The 21,968-nt window shown below is 60.8% G+C and carries 25 protein-coding genes; 19 read left to right on the forward strand and 6 right to left on the reverse strand.

Features of this window, described 5'->3' with window-relative positions; genetic code table 11:
• Positions 1-9: 9 nt before the first annotated feature.
• Both GFJ39_RS08170 and GFJ39_RS08175 read right to left on the reverse strand, forming a co-directional pair.
• Positions 10-606 (reverse strand): nucleotidyltransferase family protein, encoded by a 597-nt coding sequence (locus GFJ39_RS08170; RefSeq protein ID WP_153430873.1) that lies wholly within the window; start codon positions 604-606, stop codon positions 10-12.
• A complete protein-coding gene (locus GFJ39_RS08175) occupies positions 603-1,574 on the reverse strand; it encodes an XdhC family protein (protein ID WP_153430874.1) in 972 nt (323 codons plus the stop codon). Before GFJ39_RS08175 ends, GFJ39_RS08170 begins: the two co-directional genes overlap by 4 nt.
• 169 nt (positions 1,575-1,743) lie before the next feature.
• Between GFJ39_RS08175 and GFJ39_RS08180 the strand changes: the two genes are divergently transcribed.
• From GFJ39_RS08180 to GFJ39_RS08210, 7 genes are all read left to right on the forward strand, one after another.
• Complete coding sequence (locus GFJ39_RS08180) at positions 1,744-2,940, forward strand: molybdopterin molybdotransferase MoeA (protein WP_153430875.1); 1,197 nt, start codon at positions 1,744-1,746, stop codon at positions 2,938-2,940.
• The gene (moaA, locus tag GFJ39_RS08185) at positions 2,930-3,964 is read left to right on the forward strand and encodes a GTP 3',8-cyclase MoaA (protein WP_153430876.1); all 1,035 of its coding nucleotides are present in this window, start codon (positions 2,930-2,932) and stop codon (positions 3,962-3,964) included. The genes GFJ39_RS08180 and moaA overlap by 11 nt, the downstream gene beginning before the upstream one ends.
• A gap of 31 nt (positions 3,965-3,995) precedes the next feature.
• Positions 3,996-4,478 (forward strand): cyclic pyranopterin monophosphate synthase MoaC, encoded by a 483-nt coding sequence (gene moaC / locus GFJ39_RS08190; protein ID WP_153430877.1) that lies wholly within the window; start codon positions 3,996-3,998, stop codon positions 4,476-4,478.
• Positions 4,475-5,314 (forward strand): NTP transferase domain-containing protein, encoded by an 840-nt coding sequence (locus GFJ39_RS08195; RefSeq protein WP_153430878.1) that lies wholly within the window; start codon positions 4,475-4,477, stop codon positions 5,312-5,314. Before moaC ends, GFJ39_RS08195 begins: the two co-directional genes overlap by 4 nt.
• The gene (locus GFJ39_RS08200; RefSeq protein ID WP_153430879.1) at positions 5,311-5,823 is read left to right on the forward strand and encodes a molybdenum cofactor biosynthesis protein MoaE; all 513 of its coding nucleotides are present in this window, start codon (positions 5,311-5,313) and stop codon (positions 5,821-5,823) included. Before GFJ39_RS08195 ends, GFJ39_RS08200 begins: the two co-directional genes overlap by 4 nt.
• A gap of 112 nt (positions 5,824-5,935) precedes the next feature.
• Positions 5,936-6,526, forward strand: coding sequence for a hypothetical protein (locus tag GFJ39_RS08205; RefSeq protein WP_228391851.1), 591 nt, complete (start codon positions 5,936-5,938; stop codon positions 6,524-6,526).
• Positions 6,526-6,741, forward strand: coding sequence for a hypothetical protein (locus tag GFJ39_RS08210; protein WP_153430881.1), 216 nt, complete (start codon positions 6,526-6,528; stop codon positions 6,739-6,741). The genes GFJ39_RS08205 and GFJ39_RS08210 overlap by 1 nt, the downstream gene beginning before the upstream one ends.
• Before the next feature lie 40 nt (positions 6,742-6,781).
• Here the strand turns inward: GFJ39_RS08210 and GFJ39_RS08215 are convergent, their stop codons facing one another.
• Together GFJ39_RS08215 and GFJ39_RS08220 are read right to left on the reverse strand one after the other, a co-directional pair.
• Positions 6,782-6,964, reverse strand: a complete 183-nt coding sequence (locus GFJ39_RS08215; protein WP_153430882.1) for a TOBE domain-containing protein — start codon at positions 6,962-6,964, stop codon at positions 6,782-6,784.
• Between the two features lie 89 nt (positions 6,965-7,053).
• Positions 7,054-8,193: a type III PLP-dependent enzyme gene (locus GFJ39_RS08220; protein ID WP_153430883.1), complete on the reverse strand. Its 1,140-nt coding sequence runs from the start codon at positions 8,191-8,193 to the stop codon at positions 7,054-7,056.
• Between the two features lie 413 nt (positions 8,194-8,606).
• Between GFJ39_RS08220 and GFJ39_RS08225 the strand changes: the two genes are divergently transcribed.
• Complete coding sequence (locus tag GFJ39_RS08225) at positions 8,607-9,653, forward strand: YihY/virulence factor BrkB family protein (protein WP_407645879.1); 1,047 nt, start codon at positions 8,607-8,609, stop codon at positions 9,651-9,653.
• A 25-nt stretch (positions 9,654-9,678) separates the two neighbouring features.
• Here the strand turns inward: GFJ39_RS08225 and GFJ39_RS08230 are convergent, their stop codons facing one another.
• Positions 9,679-10,329 carry a septal ring lytic transglycosylase RlpA family protein gene (locus GFJ39_RS08230; protein ID WP_325062883.1) on the reverse strand — a complete coding sequence of 217 codons (651 nt, stop codon included), beginning with the start codon at positions 10,327-10,329 and terminating at the stop codon, positions 9,679-9,681.
• A 153-nt stretch (positions 10,330-10,482) separates the two neighbouring features.
• On the opposite strand from GFJ39_RS08230, the gene aroQ reads away from it, so the two are divergent.
• The 4 genes from aroQ to GFJ39_RS08250 are packed head-to-tail and all read left to right on the forward strand — an operon-like array spanning position 10,483 to position 13,320.
• Complete coding sequence (aroQ, locus tag GFJ39_RS08235; RefSeq protein WP_041112562.1) at positions 10,483-10,932, forward strand: type II 3-dehydroquinate dehydratase; 450 nt, start codon at positions 10,483-10,485, stop codon at positions 10,930-10,932.
• A complete protein-coding gene (locus tag GFJ39_RS08240; protein WP_153430886.1) occupies positions 10,929-11,384 on the forward strand; it encodes an acetyl-CoA carboxylase biotin carboxyl carrier protein in 456 nt (151 codons plus the stop codon). Before aroQ ends, GFJ39_RS08240 begins: the two co-directional genes overlap by 4 nt.
• Positions 11,384-12,736 (forward strand): acetyl-CoA carboxylase biotin carboxylase subunit, encoded by a 1,353-nt coding sequence (gene accC, locus GFJ39_RS08245; protein ID WP_153430887.1) that lies wholly within the window; start codon positions 11,384-11,386, stop codon positions 12,734-12,736. The genes GFJ39_RS08240 and accC overlap by 1 nt, the downstream gene beginning before the upstream one ends.
• Positions 12,737-12,750: 14 nt before the next feature.
• The gene (locus GFJ39_RS08250; RefSeq protein ID WP_153430888.1) at positions 12,751-13,320 is read left to right on the forward strand and encodes an NIPSNAP family protein; all 570 of its coding nucleotides are present in this window, start codon (positions 12,751-12,753) and stop codon (positions 13,318-13,320) included.
• Positions 13,321-13,403: 83 nt separating this feature from the next.
• Here the strand turns inward: GFJ39_RS08250 and GFJ39_RS08255 are convergent, their stop codons facing one another.
• A complete protein-coding gene (locus GFJ39_RS08255; protein WP_153430889.1) occupies positions 13,404-14,135 on the reverse strand; it encodes a YfdX family protein in 732 nt (243 codons plus the stop codon).
• Between the two features lie 411 nt (positions 14,136-14,546).
• On the opposite strand from GFJ39_RS08255, the gene edd reads away from it, so the two are divergent.
• The 7 genes from edd to GFJ39_RS08290 all read left to right on the forward strand — a co-directional run bounded on the left by edd (position 14,547) and on the right by GFJ39_RS08290 (position 21,919).
• Positions 14,547-16,394 (forward strand): phosphogluconate dehydratase, encoded by a 1,848-nt coding sequence (gene edd / locus GFJ39_RS08260; RefSeq protein WP_153430890.1) that lies wholly within the window; start codon positions 14,547-14,549, stop codon positions 16,392-16,394.
• A gap of 12 nt (positions 16,395-16,406) precedes the next feature.
• Complete coding sequence (gene eda, locus GFJ39_RS08265) at positions 16,407-17,030, forward strand: bifunctional 4-hydroxy-2-oxoglutarate aldolase/2-dehydro-3-deoxy-phosphogluconate aldolase (protein WP_153430891.1); 624 nt, start codon at positions 16,407-16,409, stop codon at positions 17,028-17,030.
• Positions 17,031-17,133: 103 nt separating this feature from the next.
• Positions 17,134-17,697 carry a metal-dependent hydrolase gene (locus GFJ39_RS08270; protein ID WP_325062884.1) on the forward strand — a complete coding sequence of 188 codons (564 nt, stop codon included), beginning with the start codon at positions 17,134-17,136 and terminating at the stop codon, positions 17,695-17,697.
• Positions 17,694-19,271, forward strand: a complete 1,578-nt coding sequence (purH, locus tag GFJ39_RS08275; RefSeq protein ID WP_153430892.1) for a bifunctional phosphoribosylaminoimidazolecarboxamide formyltransferase/IMP cyclohydrolase — start codon at positions 17,694-17,696, stop codon at positions 19,269-19,271. The genes GFJ39_RS08270 and purH overlap by 4 nt, the downstream gene beginning before the upstream one ends.
• Entirely contained in the window at positions 19,268-19,618 is a 351-nt protein-coding gene (locus GFJ39_RS08280) for a hypothetical protein (protein WP_153430893.1), read from the forward strand. Before purH ends, GFJ39_RS08280 begins: the two co-directional genes overlap by 4 nt.
• Positions 19,619-19,831: 213 nt before the next feature.
• On the forward strand, positions 19,832-21,163 hold the full coding sequence (locus tag GFJ39_RS08285) for a flagellar hook-length control protein FliK (RefSeq protein ID WP_153430894.1): 1,332 nt from the start codon (positions 19,832-19,834) through the stop codon (positions 21,161-21,163).
• A gap of 15 nt (positions 21,164-21,178) precedes the next feature.
• Positions 21,179-21,919, forward strand: coding sequence for a flagellar hook assembly protein FlgD (locus tag GFJ39_RS08290; protein WP_153430895.1), 741 nt, complete (start codon positions 21,179-21,181; stop codon positions 21,917-21,919).
• The last annotated feature ends 49 nt before the right edge of the window (positions 21,920-21,968 follow it).

Here is a 21,968-nt window from a genome sequence, read left to right on the forward strand (position 1 = left end):
CCCGGCTTTTCAGTCCCGGTCGATCCAGCCGGCACGAATCGCAGCATCAAGCTGTTCTGGTGTGTCGATATCGAAGCCGAGTTCGGGCGCGCAGACGCCGATCGGCGCAGTTTGCGTGTTCTTCCAGAGTTGTCGCAGGCCGATATCGCCATGCAGGTCCTGGATACGCTGCTGGGTTGTCGGGCTCAGCAGTACCGGAATGCCCCGCCCGTCTTCGCCATAAGACGTGATGACATCTTTCCCACCGGCGTTCTGTTCCAGAAGACCATGAAGATGCCGCCCGGTCAGGCAGGGCTGATCCGTCCCAGCGATCAGGAGCGGGAGGCTGTTCCCGGCGAGCGCCTGATGACCGCATCTGAGCGATGACGCCATGCCGGTCCGCCAGTTTTCATTCCGCACCAGAACGACATCGAACCCAGCAAGCGCCTGTCGCACCTCGGTTTCAGCACCGCCCGTCACGACAACAAGATGCTCCGGTCGCGTTGCCAGCAGGAGCCGGGCGGCATGTCGCACCAGAGGGACACCGCCGATGTTCAGCAGCTGTTTGGGACGGCCGAGGCGGGTGCTTCCCCCCGCGGCCAGAAGAAGGGCGGAATGGCGTTTCATCGGGGACGGGTCGCGATCATCTGGGTCAGGATGGAGAGCGCGATTTCCATCGGGGTCCGGGCGCCGATCTCCAGTCCCGCCGGCAGGTGCAGGCGGTTGAATGCGTCTTCCGGGACCCCGGCTGCCCTGAGGGCTTCAAGCCGGCCCGGAATCTTGCGCCGGCTTCCGAGAATGCTGACGCAGAATGCCTCGGATTTCAGGGCATGGGCTGTGAGCGTCAGGTCCAAAAGAGCGTCATGCGTCAGGCTGTAGACGGCCGTCCACCGATCGAGTGCGAGCGTGGGAAGAGCGGCGTCCAGACTGCCGCGGATATAGCATGCTGGCGAGAGGCCGGGCGGCGGTTCGGGGGGGCCGTAGGGCCGGAGCAGGATGGTTTCGAGTCCCATGAGGCGGGACAGGCTCAGGAGCGCAAGCGTAATGGGATCCCCGCCAGAGAGGATCAGGCGGAGGGGCGGCAGGTACTGGCGAAAGAAGCGACCAGCCTCGTTTCCAGTTGGACGTGCCTCGTCGCAGAAGCGCATGTTGCCCGTGTCGAGATCGGTCAGGAGCGTGACCGGCCTGCGGTTCTCCCGGGCCGCTCTGAGGGCTGCGACATGGGCGGGAAGGTCCGGCACGCCCCGCACGAAAATCCCGATGCGGCCGCCGCAGGTCAACTGGATGTCCAGAACGGGGCTGCCCGCGCCATAATCCAGCATCCGCGACTGTCCGTCTTTCAGGCACTCCAGGGCCTCTGCGCGTACGGCCGCTTCCACGCAGCCGCCGGACACATAGCCCTGAACCTCACCGTTCTCGCAGATCGCCATTTCGCTCCCCAGCGGACGGGGGGAAGAGCCGGTGATGCTGACCAGCGTTGCCAGAGCCGCGCGTTTCCCCTCAGCGGACCAGCGTTCCAGTGTGGGAAACAGGTCGTCTGTCAGGCCATAAAGCGGCCACTGGGGAAGGGGAGAAAACTGTGCCACGGCCGTCATGGAGGGGTCCTGATGCTCTTTGGAGGCATAAGGGTAACGCCAAAGACGATTATGACATACCCTTTCAGCCTCAGACTGTTGATCCTTGGGCCATGAGGTTTATATCGGCAGGGAATACAGCGTCGGCATTTCAGCCAGCGGAACAGACACGGCAGCGACCGGAGCGGAAATGAGTGAACTCCTGAGCGTTACACGGGCCATGGAGCTTGTGCTGGATTATGCCGGCAGCTTCGGGACCGAGACGGTTGATCTGACGATGGCAGCCGGGCGCATCCTCCAGCAGGCGGTTCGCGCTGAACGCGCCCAGCCACCTTATGACCGGGTGATGATGGATGGCATTGCCTTCCGCCACGGAAGCGGTCCGGCGCTGGTGTCGCACGGAATCCAGCGTGCCGGCGCACCCGGTCAGGTGTTGCCGGAGGGACATGCCTGTCTCGAAGTCATGACGGGTGCCGTGCTGCCTGAAGGTGCGGATACGGTCGTTCCGGTCGAACGTCTCGTTCGTGAAGGCCGGCTGATCCGCTTTGAAGAGGGTTATGAGCCGCGCAAAGGGCAGTTTATCCATCGCCGGGGTTCCGACTGTGCGGCGGGCAGGGAGCTTCTCGCGCCAGGCCAGAGGCTTGATGGCCCCGCACTCGCGGTTCTGGCGGGAAATGGTCATGCGCAGGTCAGCGTATCGCGGATTCCGTCCATCGGGATCGTGGCCACGGGCGATGAGCTTGTGGATGTCAGTGCGTCGGTGCGGGACTGGGAAATCCGGCGTTCCAACGAATACGCCCTGACGGGTGCGCTACTGTCGCGCGGGTTCAACTGTATCGAGCGGTCCGTTGTCTCCGATGATCTCGCGGAGACGGTCGTGGCCCTTCGTGAACAGCTTTTGCGTCATGACGTCCTGATCCTGAGCGGGGGTGTGTCGATGGGGGCGTTCGATCATGTTCCCAGGGCGCTGTCGAAAATCGGGGTGGAGCGGGTCTTCCACAAGGTGGCGCAGCGTCCGGGCAAGCCGCTTTGGTTTGGTGTGGGGCCAGAGGGACAGCGCGTGTTCGGTCTGCCGGGCAATCCGGTGTCTGCCACGACCTGTGGTGTGCGGTATGTCATGCCCATGCTGCTGGCGGGGCAGCGGCTGTGCCGTCCCGAGCCTTATACGGTCATGCTCGATGCGGAGGCCGATCTGATCCCGACTCTCACCCGGTTCCTGCCGGTCAAAGTCCGCCATGACGCTACGGGCCAGGCGCTGGCAACACCGTGCCCGATGCCGACCTCCGGAGATTTCAGCTTCCTGGCGTCCACGGACGGATTTGTGGAACTGCCGCATGGTGACGGTGTGGCGCCCCGTGGAACAGCCGCGATGTTTCATGGCTGGTAACCAGACGTCAGCCCTGACCGATCGTTTCAGCCGTCCGCTGCATGATCTGCGGATTTCCGTCATGGACCGCTGCAATTTCCGCTGCCCGTACTGCATGCCGGAAGCGACCTATCACGAGCATTTCCGCTTTCTGGAGCCGAAAGAACGCCTGAGCTTCGACGAGATCGAGCGTGTGGCGCGTGTGGCGGTCTCACTTGGTGTCCGCAAGCTGCGTCTGACGGGTGGGGAGCCGTTGCTGCGTCCGAAACTGCCGGAACTTGTGGCGCGTCTGGCCGCCATCGAGGGTGTGGAAGACATTGCCCTGACTACGAACGGGGTTCTGCTGGAGCGGCATGTCCGGGATCTGAAAGCAGCCGGGCTGAATCGCGTGACGGTCAGTCTCGATAGTCTGGATCCGGCGGTCTTTGCCCGGATGAGTGGCGGACGGGCGCAGCTTGAACCGGTTCTGGATGCGATCGACAGTGCCGCGCAGGCGGGATTTTCAGGTGGCGTGAAGCTCAATACCGTCATTCAGCGGGGGCTGAACGATGCTGGTGTCGAGGCTCTGGCCGAACGGTTCCGTCATACGGGGGTCGTATTGCGATTCATCGAATATATGGATGTCGGGACGCGCAATCACTGGGAGCGGGCGGAGGTGGTTCCATCGCGCGAACTGCTGGAGCGGATTGATGCGCACTGGTCACTTGAAGCGGTGGACGCACAGTATCGCGGAGAAGTGGCGCGCCGCTACCGCTATCGCGATGGAGCCGGGGAAGTTGGCTTCATTTCCTCCGTGACCGCCCCATTCTGCGGGGACTGCTCGCGGGCGCGGCTGTCGTCGGAAGGGCAGCTTTATACCTGTCTGTTCGCCTCGGATGGCACGGATCTGCGCACGCTTTTACGCAGCGATGCGGATGACGCAGCCCTGCGCGACTTACTGGCCGAGGTGTGGCGCCGCCGGGCGGACAGGTATAGTGAGGAACGGGCCGCTTCTTCGGATGCGCCCGCACGACGCCGCATCGAGATGAACTATATCGGCGGCTAGAATCGGTGACCAGACCGGGAGATCGAAGACGATGAAGACGCTCACCCATGTCAACGAGCGCGGCGAGGATCCGCGCATGGTCGATATCAGCGGCAAGGATGTGACGGAACGCAGCGCTCATGCCCAGGCGCGTCTGGTTTTTCCGTCCGAAATGGCGCGGACCTTGTCTGAAGCCGGGTTCATGACGGCCAAGGGGGCGGTGCTGACCGTGGCGCAGATTGCGGGCGTGATGGGCGTGAAATCGACGTCGCAGCTCATTCCGCTGTGTCATCCGCTCTCGCTCAGTGGCTGCCGGGTGGATATCACGATCGAAGGTGATGAGGCGGTGATTGACTGCCGCGTCTCGTGCAAGGGACGGACGGGCGTGGAAATGGAGGCGCTGACCGGGGCTTCTGTTGCCGCACTCACGATTTACGACATGTGCAAGGCCATGTCCCACGACATGGTCATCCGCGAGGTCCGGCTGATGGGCAAAGCAGGCGGCAAGCGCGACTTCCAGCGGATTGAAGCATGACACCACTTTACGGGCTGATCCTTGCGGGCGGTGCCAGCAAACGCATGGGAACGGACAAGGCCGCGCTCGATTATCATGGCAAACCGCAGCTTCAGGCGGCGTTCGAAGCTCTGACGCCTGTGGTGGAGCGGTGTTTCGTATCGGTGAGGCCGGATCAGGCGTCCGACCCGCTGCGCTCCAGCTTTCCGCAGATCATCGATACGGTAGACGTTGACGGACCGACGGCCGGGCTGCTGTCGGCCCATCGGGATTATCCGGATGTGGCCTGGCTGGTTCTGGCCTGTGATCTGCCGATGCTGGATCGCGGCACGCTCGATACCCTGATCGCCGCAAGGGATGGAGAGCATGTGGCCGTGTCCTATCGCAGCGAGCATGACGGCTTGTCCGAACCACTCTGCGCCATCTGGGAGCCGGAGGCGCTTGATCGACTGGAAAAGCAGGTCGCGGGCGGGCGCATCTGTCCGCGCAAACTGCTGATCAACAGCCCGACGAAGCTGCTGGAGCCGCATCGGCATGGTGCGCTCGACAACATCAACACGCCGGAGGAACGCGAGGATGCGGCCCGGCGCCTGAAGGATCAGCCGGGAGGGCCGATGATTCGCCTGACACTGGAATATTTCGCGCAGCTCCGGGAGCTTGCCGGAACGCGGGAGCAGTCGCTTGAGACCGCCTTCGCGACCGTGGGGCCGCTTTATGAGGAACTGCGAGAGAAATACGCTTTCCCATTTGAAGCCTCAAAGCTTCGCGTGGCGATCAACGGGGATTTTGCGCCCTGGACACAGACGTTGAAGGACGGGGACCATATCGTGTTCATTCCGCCGGTGACAGGCGGATGAGCCGCTTTCGCATGGCGTCCGCGCCCGTGGACCTGAACGTGCTGCGCGAGGATCTGCATCTGGCTGAGGCAGGCGGATTCTGCACGTTTGAAGGCTGGGTCCGCAACAGGAACGAGGGCCGTCCGGTGGATGGTCTGGAATATGAATCCTATGAGGCGCTGGCCCAGCTCGAAGGCGAGCGGATCGTGGCCGAGGCGCTGGAGCGTTTCGAGATCAGCCAGGCCGTGGCGATGCATCGCACGGGCAGCCTGAAGGTTGGGGATGTCGCGGTCTGGATCGGCGTTTCGGCGCCGCACCGGGATGCGGCGTTCCGGGCCTGTCGCTACATCATCGACGAGATCAAGCATCGCGTGCCCGTCTGGAAGAAAGAGCACTATCTGGACGGGGATGCCAAATGGGTGGCCTGCCATCACTGCCAGACCGCGCCGCGTGTCTCGGAGACGGGGACGCACGATCACGATCATGGCCACGGTCACGATCATGGAAGCTGCGGCCACCATCATCACTGACTGAGCGTTTCCGCGGGGCCATATCTTTATGCCCTGCGGAGCGTTTTTAAGTTGTAATTGCAAATCATTCTCAATTAGGGTGATTCCGGTTCTGCTGATTCGGAGTTTTCCCATGACACGGCTGTCACTTTCCCTGTCCGACCTCTGCTGCTGTGAACGCCTCGCGCTGTGGAGTATCCGCTGCCTCATCAGCCATTACCGCCTGCCAGGCTGTCCCGAGACAAAAACGACCGACGGTCTGTTTCCTGTCTGTTTCCGCCCGGCCCTCGATGCCGCGGAAGGAGCTTTTGCGGACGCCACCCATCTCCTGAAGGTTGCGGATCAGCCACGGCTTGCGGTGAACCCACCGGGCATGCAGTCCCTGACGGCGCTGGAGGAACGCTTCCTGCGCGGGATCATCGCGGCTCAGAACGAGGGCCAGCGCGAGGTTTTCGTGCTTCTGGCAGAAGTCTTCCCCGACAGATTTGTCCAGGGCTGCCTGGCCACCGCGCTGACCCTGCTGGCGGACTGTCTTGCAGGAGCCGGGCACTGGCTGCCCAAGAAACTGCTGAAAGACGAGACCACGATTTCGGGGGGAGGGGCGCTGTCCTCGATCAACCGCTGGCGGTCGGTCAGCCCGTCGCGCATGCGGGTTCTGTGGCCGCAGGATAGCGGGCCTTTACATGCTGGCATGTCGCATGGCGCCAGCCGGGTGATGCACTGATGATGTCGCTGAGTGGACGCTCCGCCCGGAACGGGGCAACACCGCAGCGCCGGGGACTTGAGGAGCTGGAACATATGACGGTCTGTCTGTTGCTGCTGGCTGTCGGAGTGGTCGGGTTCTGCTGGCTGGCCTGCCTGAACCTCGAAATTTCCGCAGATGATCTGCTGTCCGCGCTGGGATACCAGTCCGGGCTGGAAGCGTCTTTCAGGAACTGAGGCTCCCGAAGCGCTTCCTGAACACTCAGTCCCTGAACACTCAGTCTACGCCGACCATGACGCTGGAAGCCTTGATGACGGCATAGGCCTCTTTGCCGACTTCGAGGCCAAGATCCGCGACGGCTTCATTGGTAATGGCGCTGGTGATGACCGTGCCGTTGACATCGATGGTGATGTGGGACGTCGTCGCGCCCTTGAGCTGGTTACGTGCGCTGAGCTTCATGAAAAAACCTTCCACAAGGATGGCAGACAGGAATGCCTGTCTGTTTCATATCGGAAGGCTTTACGCCCGCGTCCAGAGAGAGGGCGTTTTCAGATGTAATATTCGGCCAGCGGCGGGAAGCCGTTGAAGCCCACAGAGGCGTAGGTCGAGACATATGCGCCCGTGGCGAGGATCTCGACGCGGTCCCCACATTCCAAAGAGTCGGGGAGGGGAATGCGGTTCTTCTCGTACATGATGTCCACGCCATCGCAGCTTGGGCCAGCGACCACGCAGGGGGAGCGGCTGGCGTCGTCTGAATCGCGGGACGTGCGGAACGTGTAGCGGATGGCTTCACCTTCCGTCTCGGCCAGGCCACCGAAGCGCCCGATATCAAGATAGACCCAGCGCGGATCGGTTACGGCACCGCCGCGACGGCTGACGAGGATGACCTCGCTCGACACCACGCCGGACTGCCCGACCATGTAGCGGCCTGGCTCCAGCAGGATTTCAGGCGCACCGTCCGGGAAATGTGTCCTGAGGGACGCATGGATCGTGTCGGCGAAATCCTGAACGGAGGGTACGTTCTCGCGGTAATGCGTCGGGAACCCGCCACCCAGATTGAGCATCTGGAGGTTCACGCCCTGCGCGCGCAGATCATGATACAGGCCGGCCGCCTTGGCGATCGCATGATCGTAAGCGGCAACGCCCGTCTGCTGGCTGCCGACATGGAAGGACAGGCCGTAAGGCTTCAGGCCCAGTTCACGGGCACGCAGCATCAGCGCGCGCGCGTTGCCCAGCGTGGTGCCGAACTTGCGCGACAGGGGCCAGTCCGCGCCTTCGTTCTCGACTGCGAGGCGGCAGAAAACGCGCGCGCCGGGAGCGTGTTTTGCAAGTTTTTCCAGTTCTTCGATGCTGTCGAAAACGAACAGGCTGATGCCCAGATCATGCGCTTCGCGGATCCATTCGGCTTTCTTCAGCGTGTTGCCGTAGGAAATCCGGTCCGGCGTTGCGCCAGCGTCCAGGCACATCCGGATTTCCGCGATGGATGCGGCATCGAAGGACGAGCCCAGGCCCACGAGGCGATCGAGGATGGCCGGGGCCGGGTTGGCCTTGATGGCGTAGTAGATTTTCGCTTCCGGGAGTGCATCGTGCAGGGCACGGTAATGCGCCCCGACGACGTCGAGATCGACGACGAGGCAAGGGGTTGCCGGCTGTTGCTCGGCAAGGAAGCGGGTGATTTTGGGAGTCATGACACTCAATTCCCAGAACCGGACTCGTCAGGGAACGATATCGCCCTGCGAGTGTGTTGCGAAACGGTCGAACGGACCGGCGAATAGCGGGAATCCACAAAGAGTGGATTCCTGAAGGCCAGAACGCTTGACGTCGTTGCGTAACCTCGAGTGGGCCAGTGGCACGTGCGTTGCTGCGTGGGGGCGGGATATGGAACCAAATCTTCCTGCGTGCAACCGATAATTTTGCATTGTGATGGTTTTGCCAATATTGGTGAGTTGAATCAGGGCGAATTCGGAACGCTGAAGGCATCTTCCGCGTCTGTGCTGGTGGATGCTGTTCAATCCGGGCCTGTCGTTACGGACATCCGGCATGGAACGGCAAAGACGCCAAGACTGCTGCCCCCAACAGGAAACTGCCGAGGACACCCTGCGTGAGTTTGACCCCCGAATCTGCGACCCTCTCCGGTTCCCGAACCGTGTCGGGACGTGCCGTACCTTCGGAAACCGGACACACACCTGTCGTGGCCGGCATGGTTGATCCGGACGGCACATCGTCTCCGGACCGGCTGCACCATGCGGCCTGGCGCGTCATCGCGAAGCATCTGTTCGCCGAAGTGGGCTCAAGCCAGACATCGCTGTCGGCTGCGGGGTGCGCCTTCTATGCCACGCTTTCCCTTTTTCCGGCCATTTCCAGCCTGATCTCCCTCTACGGTCTGGCCTTTGATCTTCAGACAGTCGAGCCTCAGCTCGAAGTCCTCCGCCATCTGCTGCCGCCCTCGGCTTATGACCTGATCGGGGACCGGATTCACGAACTGATTTCCCAGCCTCATTCATCCCTGACGATCGGGCTGATCTTCTCGCTCGCGGTCGCCCTGTGGTCAGCCTCGGCGAGCACGAAGTCGATCCTTTCCGCGCTCAACATGGCCTATAATGCCCAGGAAACCCGGAGCTTCCTGAAGTTCCAGGCCATCGCACTGTCCACTACGCTGACGGCTATTCTGGGGGCTGCGCTGACACTGGCCCTGATGGTGGCCGCACCGGCACTGGTGGATTATCTGCCGCGTCATGTCAGTTTCCTGAGCGATCCGCCATTTCCGGTTGATCTGCTGCTCTCTTACGGCGCGCCGATGGTCGTGCACACGCTCGCGCCGCTTCTGATGCTGCTGTTCGTCTTCATCGCGGTGACGCTGCTCTACCGCTTTGCACCCTGCCGTGTGCATACGCAGTGGCGCTGGATTTTTCCAGGTTCGGCACTGGCGACCATTTTGTGGGTCATCACGTCGCTCGGCTTTTCATGGTATGTCGCGCATTTCGCGAGCTACGGCGCAACCTACGGGCCGCTTGGTGCCGTGGCTGCCATCATGATGTGGTTTTTCGTGAGTGCGTATGTCGTTCTGTTCGGGGCGGAACTGAATGCCAGCCTCGAAGCCCGGGCCGGTCAGAGTCAGGAAGTCCCCCCTCAGACCGGCGCAGCCTGACAGTCAGGTCAGGCCGCCGTAAAGATCAGTGATGGTGGTGCGGCGTACGATGTGTGCCGCTGCCGTGCCGTGAGACGGGGGCGATGCTGGTTCCTGCGGCCTGAATGGCCTGCGCGCTCGTATCCGACGGATCCGCCTCGGCCACTTCCGGCTCTGTGGCGGGATGCATGGACGGCGCAATATCCGTCATCTTCGCAATCGTGACATGGGCCGTGCCCGCGCCGAGCATACCGATCTTTGCGGCGGCGGCATGGGACAGGTCGATGATGCGGCTGTTGAAAGGCCCACGATCATTGACTGTCACCACGACGGAGCGTCCTGTATCCTGGGATGTCACGAGAAGTTTCGTGCCGAGGGGCAGGGAAGGATGTGCTGCTGTCAGATCGTTGGTGTTGAATGTCGTCCCGCTGGCCGTGCGCCGTCCATGAAAATGCCGTCCATACCAGCTCGCCATGCCATGCTGGGACCAGGTGTGAGCGGCCTGGTGGGCACGGTTTGCAAGTGCGGCCCGAACGGAGTCTGCCCAGCTCGTCTTCGGCGTTCCATCAGCGGCAGAATCGTCGCTCGCGTGAGCGGCGTGATGACTGGCCAGCCCGGCAAGCGCCACGGCGAACGTCATGCTGCGCAGGGGAATGCAACGTATGGGATTGCGAAGGACAGACAGATCAAAGCGCACTATATCAGGTTCTTCTCCAGTGGACGGGACGGGCTCAGATCGCACCAGATAGCACAAAAATGCGGCCCTGTCCTCTTTTGGACACCCTGAAGACGGCAGCAATAGGGCAATGACGCTTTCATGACGGCTCCGAAAGTGCTATCGCGCGGCCAGATGAAACGCCCTCTGATCACCGTTCTCAACGGTCCGAATCTCAACATGCTGGGTCTTCGCCAGCCCGGAATCTATGGTCACGCCACGCTCGATGACGTTGAGCAGGTGTGCATTCAGGCTGCCGAACGGCTTGATGTCGCCATTGATTTCCGCCAGACGAACGGAGAGGGTGAGCTCGTGTCCTGGGTGCAGGAATGTCGCGGCCGTGCAGACGGAATCGTGATCAATCCTGCCGCTTACGGGCATACCTCGATTGCCCTGCTCGATGCGCTTCTTGCGGTCGAACTGCCCGTGGTTGAGGTTCATATTTCCAATATCCATCGCAGGGAGCCGTTCCGTCATCACACCTACGTCTCGCAGGCCGCCATCGGCGTGATCTGCGGCCTCGGCGTCAGGGGATACGCGCACGCGCTTCAGGCAATAACCGACATGATCGAAGACGAAGGATGAGCCGTATGCTCGTGGACAAGGATGCCATTCGGGCATTGGCCGATATTCTGACGGAAACCGGCCTGACCGAAATCGAGATTTCCGAAGCTGAAAGCCGGATCCGTGTGGCCCGCAATGTCAGCGTGGTCCAGGCTGCTGCTCCGGCCGCTGCACCTGTGGCCCCTGTTGCTCCGGTCGCCGCTGTGCCCGTCGCCGCTCCGGCAGATCCGGCCAAGCATCCGGGCATGGTCCCGAGCCCGATGGTCGGTGTGGCTTATCTGACGCCGGATCCGGCATCTCCCCCATTTGCCGTTGAAGGCCAGGCGGTTGCCGCAGGTCAGACCATCATGCTCATCGAAGCCATGAAGACCTTCAACCAGATCAAGGCGCCCCGCGCCGGCACGCTGACCAAGCTCCTTGTCGAATCCGGGCAACCGGTCGAATTCGGCGAAGCCCTGGCGATCATCGAGTAATGATTTCCAAGGTCCTTATTGCCAACCGGGGCGAGATCGCGCTGCGTATCCAGCGCGCCTGCCGCGAGATGGGCATCAAAACCGTTGCCGTGCATTCGACGGCCGACGCCGATGCAATGCATGTGCGTCTGGCCGATGAAGCCGTCTGCATCGGTCCGCCGAGTGCGCGTGACTCGTACCTGAATGTCGCAGCCATTCTTTCGGCTGCGACGATCACGGGGGCGGACGCCATTCATCCGGGCTATGGCTTCCTGTCGGAAAACGCCGAATTTGCCGAGACCGTGGAAGAACACGGCCTTGCGTTCATCGGCCCGACGGCCGAGCACATCCGCACGATGGGCGACAAGATTACGGCCAAGACGACCATGCGCGCGCTTGGTGTGCCGCTGGTTCCGGGCTCCGATGGTGCCCTGCCGGATCTTCAGGCCGCCCGTGAAGTCGCTGAACAGGTCGGCTATCCGGTCCTGATCAAGGCTGCCGCCGGTGGTGGTGGTCGCGGGATGAAGGTGGCGCAGACGGCAGACGATATCGAGGAAGCCTGGTCCGTGGCGCGTGCCGAAGCCCGTGCGGCCTTCGGCAACGACGAGGTCTATCTCGAGAAGTACATGAACCGCCCGCGTCATATCGAGCTTCAGATCCTCGGTGATGCGCATGGCAATGTCGTGCATTTCGGTGAGCGTGACTGCTCGCTCCAGCGTCGTCACCAGAAGCTGCTGGAAGAGGCCGGTTCGCCGGCCCTGACGGATGCCGAGCGTGAGGAAATCGGCCGTACCGCGACCGAGGCCCTCTCACGCATGGGCTACCGCAATGCCGGAACGCTTGAGTTCCTGTATCAGGACGGTCAGTTCTGCTTCATCGAGATGAACACGCGCCTTCAGGTCGAGCATCCGGTGACGGAGATGGTCTGTAACGTGGATCTCGTGCGCGAGCAGATCCGCATCGCATCCGGTGAACCGCTTGGTTACACGCAGGCGGACGTCAGGATGTCCGGCCATGCCATCGAGTGCCGTATCAACGCCGAAGATCCGGAAACCTTCATGCCGAGTCCCGGCACGATCAAGGTGTTACATGCTCCGGGTGGACTGGGTGTTCGTATGGACAGCGCCATTTACGCTGGCTATCGCATCCCGCCTTATTACGACAGCATGATCGCCAAGCTGATCGTTCACGCTCCGACCCGCGCCGAAGCCATTGCCCGCATGCAGCGTGCCCTGGACGAATGCGTGGTTGACGGTGTGAAGACGGTTATTCCGCTGCATCAGAAGATTCTGGCGGACCCGTCTTTCCAGAAGGGGGATTATACGATCCACTGGCTGGAAAACTTTGTCGCTGCCCAGCGGGCAGGGAAATAAACCGGAGACAGCCCATGAGTTACGCAGAAACCATCGTTCTCGATGTCCGCATCGGACAGATGCCGCAGGTGGTTTCTGCTCTCACGGGCCGTGACGGGCTCGCCGTCTGGGTGAGCGAGATCGGTGTCCTGAACCGGGTTGTTCTTTTCCGGACGGCAGATACCTATGATGCTCTTCTGGAAGGGCGTCCGGATGTGCTTGCAGCCATTCCTGAAGAACCCGTTCAGAATGTCGCGGTGACAAGCTGGCGTATCATTTCCCCGCTGCTTCCAGCCGGGGAGCACGGCAGCCTCTATGAATGGCGCTGCTACGATCTGAAGCTTGGGCAGGTCGGGAACGTGGAAGAGGCTTTTGCCGCTGCGGTTCCGGTACGGCTGGAACTCTCCCCGCTGCTTTGCGGGATGATCTCGATTGAAGGAACACCCAGGCTCGCGCATATCTGGCCGTATGCGGACATGAATGCCCGTCTGGAGATCCGGGCGCAGGCCATAGCCAGCGGTGTGTGGCCTCCGAAGATTGGCGGTGATCTGCTCGCCATGGAAAATGCGATCCTGCTTCCGGTACAGGGTTCCGCCTGGAGCTGAGATAGCCTGAAAAACAGGCACAAAAAAAGCGCTTCAGGTCTGACCTGCCGCGCTTTTTCTGTCTGAAGACAGTGTCGTGAAGATTACTTCTTGGCAGATGCCGGAGCCGGAGCCGGAGCCGGAGCCGGAGCCGGAGCCGGAGCCGGAGCCGCGGTGGCGGGAGCCTGTGATTCAACGGCGTTTTCGGAAACGAAGATCACCGAATCCAGAGCCTGATTCAGCGCATCAACAGCTTCCTGCGGGTGATGGCCTTCCGTGAACACGGTCGCACGATAGACCGCGCCCTGGACCGGCATGATGGGAGCAAGAGCCAGAATGAAGTCCGTATCTTCGCCGACGACCTTCATGGTTTCAGCGGCCTGATCCGTATTGCCGGATTTCAGCTGTGCATTTGCCGAGGCAACCGCCGTCTTCTTTTCGGGAGCAAGGGTTTCGTTCACGATGAACTCACCGCCAACCGGGAGCCAGTCGGTCTGTCCCACGACGGGTTGATGGTTTGCTGCAACGGGATGCTGCGGGGCAGGGTGCAGATCGTTTTCGGCGGCCTGAAACTTCTTGTCGCTCTTTTCAGCAGCAGCGAGGCGCTTCTGGGCGTCATAAAGTGCCGGGATGGCGGCTTCGGTCTTGCCACCCGTCTGCAGGATGTCGCGCGCGTTCATGATATCCTGAAAGGCGCGCTGTCCATCAGCGGAAAGATGATGAAAAGCCCGGTGTGCCTTGAACTGCTCCCAGTGTGAGTGAAGTGAAGCGGCGCCAGCCAGAGGTGTTGCGCAGATAAGGGCTGAAATCGCAGCCGTGGCGGGAATGAATTTCATATATCGTCTCCGTGAATATTCGGTTCTGACTCTCATGGATATTTCATGATGACGGAACGGGCAAATTAACGATCATTTAGTGACTGTGGTTCTTGCGAGTTTCTTTTGCCGCCCCTTCCAGGGCGGCGCGTCATTTTTCGTGCGGGGCGGATGGGATTTCTGAAAACCGGTATTCACACATCTAATTCGTATTGTTGCTTTTGTGGTGTTATTTTTAGAACTAAAAGACCTTATCGCGTGATGCATTGAAATAAAAATGAGAATATTGAGGTTTTCATTTGCGGATGGCTTGCTCTGGAAGGGGGCTTTTCGTATGTACGATGCCTCAATCACGATACCGTGCCTTGCGCCGGAAAGATCGGCCTTTCCTGAACGCATCGCAGGCATCAGCCGAGTAGCGAGTATTTCCAGATGTCTCTGAATCCCGTCGTCGAGAGCGTGACTGCCCGTATCATCGAGCGTTCAAAAGTCTCCCGTCGCCGGTATCTCGCCCTGATGGAGCGCAACCGCGCCAAGGGTGTGCTCCGGCCCAAGCTGGCCTGCGGTAATCTGGCGCATGCCATCGCGGCGTCCAGTCCCGACAAGCCGGATCTGATGCGTCCCACCGGGACCAATATCGGCGTCATCACGACTTATAACGACATGCTCTCGGCGCATCAGCCGTATGGCCGCTATCCCGAACAGATCAAGCTGTTCGCCCGTGAAGTCGGTGCGACGGCCCAGGTTGCAGGCGGCGCGCCAGCCATGTGCGACGGTGTGACGCAGGGGCAGGAGGGCATGGAGCTCTCCCTGTTCTCCCGTGACGTGATCGCCATGTCCACGGCGGTCGGGCTGAGCCACGGCATGTTTGAAGGCGTGGCGCTGCTGGGCATCTGCGACAAGATCGTGCCGGGCCTTCTGATGGGCGCCCTGCGCTTCGGCCATCTGCCGGCCATGCTCATCCCGGCGGGTCCGATGCCGTCCGGTCTTCCGAACAAGGAAAAGCAGCGCATCCGCCAGCTCTATGTGCAGGGCAAGGTCGGGCAGGACGAACTGATGGAAGCGGAAAACGCCTCCTATCACAGCCCGGGCACCTGCACGTTCTATGGCACGGCCAATACGAACCAGATGATGGTCGAGATCATGGGGCTGATGATGCCGGACTCGGCCTTCATCAATCCCAACACGAAGCTGCGTCAGGCCATGACGCGCTTGGGTATCCACCGTCTGGCCGAAATCGGCCTGAATGGCGAGGATGTCCGTCCGCTCGCCCATTGCGTGGATGAAAAAGCCATCGTGAACGCGGCCGTCGGGCTGCTGGCGACGGGGGGCTCAACCAACCATTCGATCCATCTGCCCGCCATCGCCCGGGCTGCCGGTATCCTGATCGACTGGGAAGACATCAGTCGCCTGTCATCCGCGGTGCCGCTGATCACCCGTGTTTATCCGAGCGGTTCCGAGGACGTGAACGCGTTCAACCGCGTGGGTGGCATGCCGACCGTAATCGCCGAACTCACGCGCGCCGGTATGCTGCACAAGGACATCCTGACGGTCTCTCGCGGCGGTTTCTCCGATTATGCCCGCCGCGCGTCGCTCGAAGGCGACGAGCTTGTCTACAGCCATGCAAAGCCGTCCACGGACGCCGATATCCTGCGTGATGTTACTGCGCCTTTCCGGCCCGATGGTGGTATGCGCCTGATGACGGGCAATCTGGGCCGCGCGATCTACAAGAGCAGCGCCATCGCGCCCGAGCATCTGACCGTTGAAGCGCCGGCACGGGTCTTCCAGGACCAGCATGACGTCATCACGGCCTATCAGAACGGTGAGCTGGAGCGTGATGTCGTTGTGGTCGTCCGGTTCCAGGGACCGGAAGCCAACGGCATGCCGGAACTTCACAAGCTGACCCCGACTCTGGGTGTTCTTCAGGATCGCGGCTTCAAGGTGGCTCTGCTGACGGATGGGCGCATGTCCGGTGCGAGCGGCAAGGTCCCGGCCGCCATTCATGTTGGTCCCGAAGCGCAGGTTGGCGGACCGATCGCCCGCGTGCGGGACGGCGACATGATCCGTGTCTGCGCCGTCACGGGACAGATCGAGGCTCTGGTGGACGCCGCCGAATGGGAGAGCCGCAAGCCGGTTCCGCCGCCACTCCCGGCTTTGGGAACGGGCCGTGAGCTGTTCGCGCTGATGCGTTCGGTGCATGATCCGGCTGAAGCTGGCGGATCCGCGATGCTGGCCCAGGTGGATCGCGTGATCGAAGCCGTTGGCGACGACATTCACTAAGGAAGATTTCTCATGCTCGATACTGCCAAACTCGACGCCGTCATGAGCCGCTGTCCGGTCATGCCGGTGCTGGTGGTCAATGACGTGACGCTGGCCCGACCGATGGCCGAGGCTCTGGTGGCTGGCGGACTGTCCACGCTGGAAGTCACGCTGCGCACGCCCTGCGCCCTTGAAGCCATTGAGGAAATGTCGAAAGTGCCGGGTGCGCTTGTCGGTGCGGGAACGGTGCTGAATCCGTCCGACATGGACCGTGCCGTGAAGGCGGGCGCGCGCTTCATCGTCAGCCCCGGTCTGACAGAAGCGCTGGCAAAGGCGTCGGTCGAGCATGACGTCCCGTTCCTGCCGGGCATTGCCAATGCGGGCGACATCATGCGCGGTCTGGATCTGGGGCTGTCGCGCTTCAAGTTCTTCCCGGCCGTGACGAATGGTGGCATTCCCGCGCTCAAGAGCTTGGCCAGTGTTTTCGGTAGCAATGTCCGCTTCTGCCCCACAGGCGGCATTACGGAAGAGAGCGCGCCGGATTGGCTCGCCCTTCCGTCCGTGGCCTGCGTCGGTGGGTCCTGGGTGACGGCCGGCACGTTCGATGCGGACAAGGTCCGTCAGCGCGCCACGGCTGCGGCACTCTTTACGGTCTGATCTTCGAAGCATTTTGCGGATGCTGTCAGAATGTTGCGGCATCCGTGAACGTTTTGTGAACAAATGGTTTGCGAAACACGTCGAAGCAGACCATACAGGGCGCGTGACCGGACGTTCCCATCTGCTGATTGGCGGCTTTGCCGTGCTGTGCGCAATGCGCTGGCACATCCTGTCGCCTGAACCGCTCTCCGTCTGCACGGGACTGCTGGGCAGTCTTCTGCCAGACATCGATACCGAACGCTCCATGCTCGGCAGCCGGCTGAAATTCCTCTCCCGTTTTCTGGCAAAGACCTTTGGTCATCGTGGCCTTACACATTCCGGCGTAATGCTGCTTCTGGCCGCGGCCGTGCTGAACGGGCTGATGGGACCCGAAAGCCTGCGTGGGCCCTGGGGCGCGCTTCTGCTGGGGGCAGGGACGCATATCGCGGCTGACCTTCCGACAGGCGGGTGTCAGCTCTTCGCGCCTCTCAGCCGTTCACGACTCTCGCTCTGGCCTTATGTCCGGACTGGCAGGATCGGAGAAATCATGCTTCTTGTGCCCATTCTCTGCCTTCTGGGTTGGGCAGGGTTTTCCGGTAATGGCCCTGTTCCGGGTCATGTTCCTCCCTCTGCGCATCACTCGCGGTTGCGCGGACATGTTTTGAAGGATATTTCATTCTCATCATGACTGAGACCCGACTCCCCGTCCGTCGCGCCCTCCTCTCCGTTTCTGACAAGACGGGACTGATCGAACTGGGGCGTGCGCTCGCCGCCCAAGGTGCGGAACTGCTTTCGACGGGAGGGTCTGCAAAGGCCCTTCGTGAAGCGGGTCTGACAGTCAAGGATGTCTCGGAGCATACCGGTTTTCCTGAAATCCTGGACGGCCGGGTCAAGACCCTCGTCCCGCAGGTGCATGGCGGCATCCTCGGACGCCGCGACCTTCCGGCCCATGTCGCGCAGATGGCCGAGCACAATATCGCGCCGATCGATCTGGTCTGTGTGAACCTCTATCCTTTTGCCGCGACCGTCGCATCGGGGGCAGGGGACGAGGACTGCATCGAGAACATCGATATCGGCGGTCCGGCCATGATTCGCGCTGCGGCCAAGAACTTCGATCACGTCACGATCCTGACCGATCCGCGTCAGTATGCGGCTGTCATCGCCTCGCTGGAACAGGGTGGCACGGTTCTGGCGGAACGTCGTGATTACGCAGCTTCCGCCTATGCGCATACGGCCGCCTATGACAGCATGATCTCCCGCTGGTTCGCGAAACAGGCCGGTGAGATCCTTCCCCCTGTCCTGACCCTGAGCGGTACCCGCGATGATCTGCTGCGCTATGGTGAGAACCCGCACCAGAAGGCCGCCTTCTATCGCGACGGCAGCCAGCGTCCGGGCGTTGCAAGTGCGCGTCAGGTTCAGGGAAAGGCCCTGAGCTACAACAACATCAACGACACGGACGCCGCGTTCGAAGCCGTCGCCGAGTTCGATGAACCGACGGTCGTGATCGTCAAGCACGCCAATCCTTGTGGCGTGGCTTCTGCCACTACTCTGGAACAGGCGTGGATCGCGGCCCTGCGCTGTGATCCGGTCTCGGCTTTCGGCGGCATCGTTGCAGTTAACCGGACGCTGAACGGCGCTACGGCCCAGAGGATCAGCAAGATCTTCACCGAAGTGATCGTGGCTCCCGATGCCGATGCGGAAGCGGTCGAGGTCCTGTCGCGCAAGAAGAACCTGCGTCTGCTGCTGACGCAGGGCGTGCCGGATCCTGCTGCCGAAGGGCTGGTGTTTCGTTCCGTCGCGGGTGGCTTTCTGGCTCAGACCCGTGATGCGGGCCGTGTGACGGAAGCCGATCTGAAGGTCGTGACCAAACGCGCACCGACGGCTCAGGAAATGAAGGATCTGCTGTTTGCGTTCCGTGTCGCAAAACACGTGAAGTCAAACGCTGTCATCTATGTCCGTAACGGGGCAACGGTCGGCATTGGCGCCGGACAGATGTCCCGGGTGGACAGCGCGCGTATTGCAGCGCGCAAGAGCGAGGACGCTGCGAAGGAAGCCGGAGAACGCGCGCCGCTGACGACCGGTTCGGTCGCGGCTTCGGACGCCTTCTTCCCCTTCGCCGACGGTCTTGAGAGCGTCGTTGCGGCGGGCGCTGTGGCTGTCATCCAGCCAGGCGGCTCAATTCGCGATCAGGAGGTGATCGATGCGGCAGATGCCGCCGGGATCGCCATGGTATTCACCGGCATGAGGCATTTCCGACATTGAAAAAGCTCGTTTTCGCCAGCCTGGTCCTGGCTCTGTCCGTCTCCGCAGCCGAGGCTGCTCCCTGCGTCTATGACATGACGCCGCTGCCCGTCACGCAGGGAATTGTCTCCGGCATCACGCCTACGGGCGTGAAATTGCGCGATGGAACCACGGTCATTCTGCCGGACGAACTTCTGGCAGGTGTCCGGCTGAACCAGAAACTGGCCGTCAGGGGGCTGATCTCTACGACGACGCATACGGTTCAGGCGTTGGCTCTGGAAGGCAACCCACCTGTATGCCCCAGCGCCCCCACAATCCCACGTGGACCTTTTGCGGGGTCTCCGGCTTATGATGCGATTCATCCCTGAGGCATAAGGGGCCGTTCGCTGCATGTTTCTGAGGGGATGAGCCTTTCAGTTCTGTAGCCCCTGACATTGTGCTCTAGCGCCCCCGAGAAAGCCTGCAAAAAAGGTTTTCTCGGGGGCGTATGCTTTTGGGGCCGCTAAACGCTTTCTTTACTGTTCCTGTGCCAACAGTTTCCCCGGGTTTCCCATTGTTAGCGGATCCGGAGGCACACAGTTTTGTCACATGTCACGACATCCGCAGTTGTAACGACAACGGGGGCAGGGCGGCTCGAAACCCTGCCGCAAACCCAGCTGGCGTCGAATGAGCGTTTTCGCGATTTTCTGGAAAGCTATGTGCACCAGAAAACCCCTGCACATGCCGATGACAGCCAGAAAGCTTCAACAGACAAGCCCCGCGTCATAAAAGCTGCGACGTCTCCATCCCGGGAGAAGGGTCAAACCCAGCTTCAGAAAACCAGCGCTGAAATGGCCGCCGCCACGAAGCGCAATGAAGCTGCCAGCTCTCAGCAGCGTTCCGCTTCTGCGAAGCAGGTCAGTGCAACGGCTCAGAATACTGTATCGCCCCATGCCGCTCAGAAGAGTCCCATGGCAGCTAATAAGGGACAGCCTCAGAAAATCGCCGGGGACGGGCAGCAGAAGACGTCTCAAACGAATGCCCCAAAGAGCAGTGATAAATATTTGGTTGCGGATGGGCCGGAAGCAGAAAAACCTGCCCTGACGCAGGGTGAGGGGGCCGACGCTGTTGATGACCATTCAACGGAGAATGCATCATCGTCACAGGAAAATATCCCGGTAGCTGGATCGAACGTCTCTGCTGCGGATGATGCGGCGCAGAAAGACCATCCGTCATTAGCTGACACCGCACAGTCAGCTTCAGAAACGGGTGAGATCGAAGCATCCACTCAAAAAGAGACCAGTTTTTCAGTAGAGAAACAGGATAGTGCAGAAATAAAAGAAAATACTGTATCGGATGTGACGACTGCAGCACAGAGCGTTCCGGCATTTCAACTGGACTCTGTATCCGCGAAGAACACATCTACTGATTCAGCTACTGAGACGTCTCATGCTGCTCAGTCAGAAAATGCTTCAGAGACGGCGGACAATAATGAACAGGTCTCCCGTCATGACGAGCAGCAGCCTTTGCTCTATCAGAAGAGCGGTAACGGGAGCACGACAACCCATATTGAAATGAATGTCGGCCACCACGAAAAAGTCTATGTGGAAATTGGTAAAACGACTGCCAGAGAGCAGCGGATTCACATCAATACGGACAACCCGGAAGTCTACCAGTCACTCAAAGACGACCGCGATACATTGCTCGCAAGTCTGGCGCAGAGTTCCGTTTCCGTGACTGCCTCGCAGAGCATCATCCCTCCGGATATCCAGATCAGTCTTTCGCAACCCTCTTTTCCGGGCATGTCATCCCAGGATGAGCGGCAGGGAAGCACTAACCAGTCAAGAGGGGAGGCAAGAGAAACCTCATCAGCGACTGATACTCCAGCCCCTGAACGCCGATTTCTGCGTGGCGTCGTCGATCTCACCGTCTAACATAGGATTCGAAACATGGTTTCTTCAGTTGGTACAACGACCGCCAGCACGTCGCTTCTAAGCCAGGCTATTGCTGCCGCAAAAAGCAATGCGGCAGCAAATGCAGCCTCTGCATCTTCCAGTACGTCAACGAGCGCCAGCAGTTCTAGCAGCTCGCTCTCATCTCTGGGAGGAAATTTCAATCAGTTCCTCACATTGCTTACAACGCAGTTGCAACATCAGGACCCCAGTAATCCAACAAGCACGGATTCCTTCACCGCAGAACTCGCTCAGTTTGCCGGTGTTCAGCAGCAGGTCGAGACCAATACAAATCTGACCAGCCTGATTTCCGCGACGCAGGACAACCAGATAGCTTCAGCGGTCAGCCTGATCGGTAAGACGACAACGGCGAGCAGTTCGAGCCTCCCGCTTCAGAGCAGTTCCGCATCCCTGTCGTTTACAGCGCCGCAGGCAGAAGATGTGGCGATCGCCGTAACGGACAGTACGGGTACGGTCGTGAAGTCCGAAACAGTCAATGCGTCTGCGGGAACAAATACCTGGACATGGGACGGCAAGAACAACAGCGGTACGCAGTTAAGCGATGGCGCTTATGCGGTTGCTGTAGAGGGAAGCTCTACTGATGGTACCAGCGTTGCCCTTCCGACCACGATAACGGGGACTGTCACTGGTGTTTCAAAGGGAACAACAGGCGTTAATATTGATATGGGCGATGCTACCATTGACATGAGTGATCTGACCGGATTTTCGGCCACCTGATTCCAGTGACGGATAATGCCCATTGTTAGGCGTACGTTAACCTTTTTGC

Source organism: Gluconobacter aidae, assembly GCF_009547075.1.
Taxonomy (GTDB): Bacteria; Pseudomonadota; Alphaproteobacteria; order Acetobacterales; family Acetobacteraceae; genus Gluconobacter; species Gluconobacter aidae.

Excerpts from the sequence above, each read along its gene's own strand:
- GFJ39_RS08250 (WP_153430888.1), top strand. The coding sequence starts at position 12,751 with ATGAGTTACGCAGAAACCATCGTTCTCGATGTCCGCATCGGACAGATG.
- moaA (WP_153430876.1), top strand. The coding sequence starts at position 2,930 with ATGGCTGGTAACCAGACGTCAGCCCTGACCGATCGTTTCAGCCGTCCG.
- GFJ39_RS08175 (WP_153430874.1), bottom strand. The coding sequence starts at position 1,574 with ATGACGGCCGTGGCACAGTTTTCTCCCCTTCCCCAGTGGCCGCTTTAT.
- GFJ39_RS08170 (WP_153430873.1), bottom strand. The coding sequence starts at position 606 with ATGAAACGCCATTCCGCCCTTCTTCTGGCCGCGGGGGGAAGCACCCGC.
- GFJ39_RS08255 (WP_153430889.1), bottom strand. The coding sequence starts at position 14,135 with ATGAAATTCATTCCCGCCACGGCTGCGATTTCAGCCCTTATCTGCGCA.
- GFJ39_RS08290 (WP_153430895.1), top strand. The coding sequence starts at position 21,179 with ATGGTTTCTTCAGTTGGTACAACGACCGCCAGCACGTCGCTTCTAAGC.
- GFJ39_RS08195 (WP_153430878.1), top strand. The coding sequence starts at position 4,475 with ATGACACCACTTTACGGGCTGATCCTTGCGGGCGGTGCCAGCAAACGC.
- GFJ39_RS08200 (WP_153430879.1), top strand. The coding sequence starts at position 5,311 with ATGAGCCGCTTTCGCATGGCGTCCGCGCCCGTGGACCTGAACGTGCTG.
- aroQ (WP_041112562.1), top strand. The coding sequence starts at position 10,483 with ATGAAACGCCCTCTGATCACCGTTCTCAACGGTCCGAATCTCAACATG.
- moaC (WP_153430877.1), top strand. The coding sequence starts at position 3,996 with ATGAAGACGCTCACCCATGTCAACGAGCGCGGCGAGGATCCGCGCATG.
- GFJ39_RS08180 (WP_153430875.1), top strand. The coding sequence starts at position 1,744 with ATGAGTGAACTCCTGAGCGTTACACGGGCCATGGAGCTTGTGCTGGAT.
- GFJ39_RS08210 (WP_153430881.1), top strand. The coding sequence starts at position 6,526 with ATGATGTCGCTGAGTGGACGCTCCGCCCGGAACGGGGCAACACCGCAG.
- purH (WP_153430892.1), top strand. The coding sequence starts at position 17,694 with ATGACTGAGACCCGACTCCCCGTCCGTCGCGCCCTCCTCTCCGTTTCT.
- GFJ39_RS08215 (WP_153430882.1), bottom strand. The coding sequence starts at position 6,964 with ATGAAGCTCAGCGCACGTAACCAGCTCAAGGGCGCGACGACGTCCCAC.
- GFJ39_RS08220 (WP_153430883.1), bottom strand. The coding sequence starts at position 8,193 with ATGACTCCCAAAATCACCCGCTTCCTTGCCGAGCAACAGCCGGCAACC.
- GFJ39_RS08205 (WP_228391851.1), top strand. The coding sequence starts at position 5,936 with ATGACACGGCTGTCACTTTCCCTGTCCGACCTCTGCTGCTGTGAACGC.
- GFJ39_RS08240 (WP_153430886.1), top strand. The coding sequence starts at position 10,929 with ATGAGCCGTATGCTCGTGGACAAGGATGCCATTCGGGCATTGGCCGAT.
- edd (WP_153430890.1), top strand. The coding sequence starts at position 14,547 with ATGTCTCTGAATCCCGTCGTCGAGAGCGTGACTGCCCGTATCATCGAG.
- eda (WP_153430891.1), top strand. The coding sequence starts at position 16,407 with ATGCTCGATACTGCCAAACTCGACGCCGTCATGAGCCGCTGTCCGGTC.
- accC (WP_153430887.1), top strand. The coding sequence starts at position 11,384 with ATGATTTCCAAGGTCCTTATTGCCAACCGGGGCGAGATCGCGCTGCGT.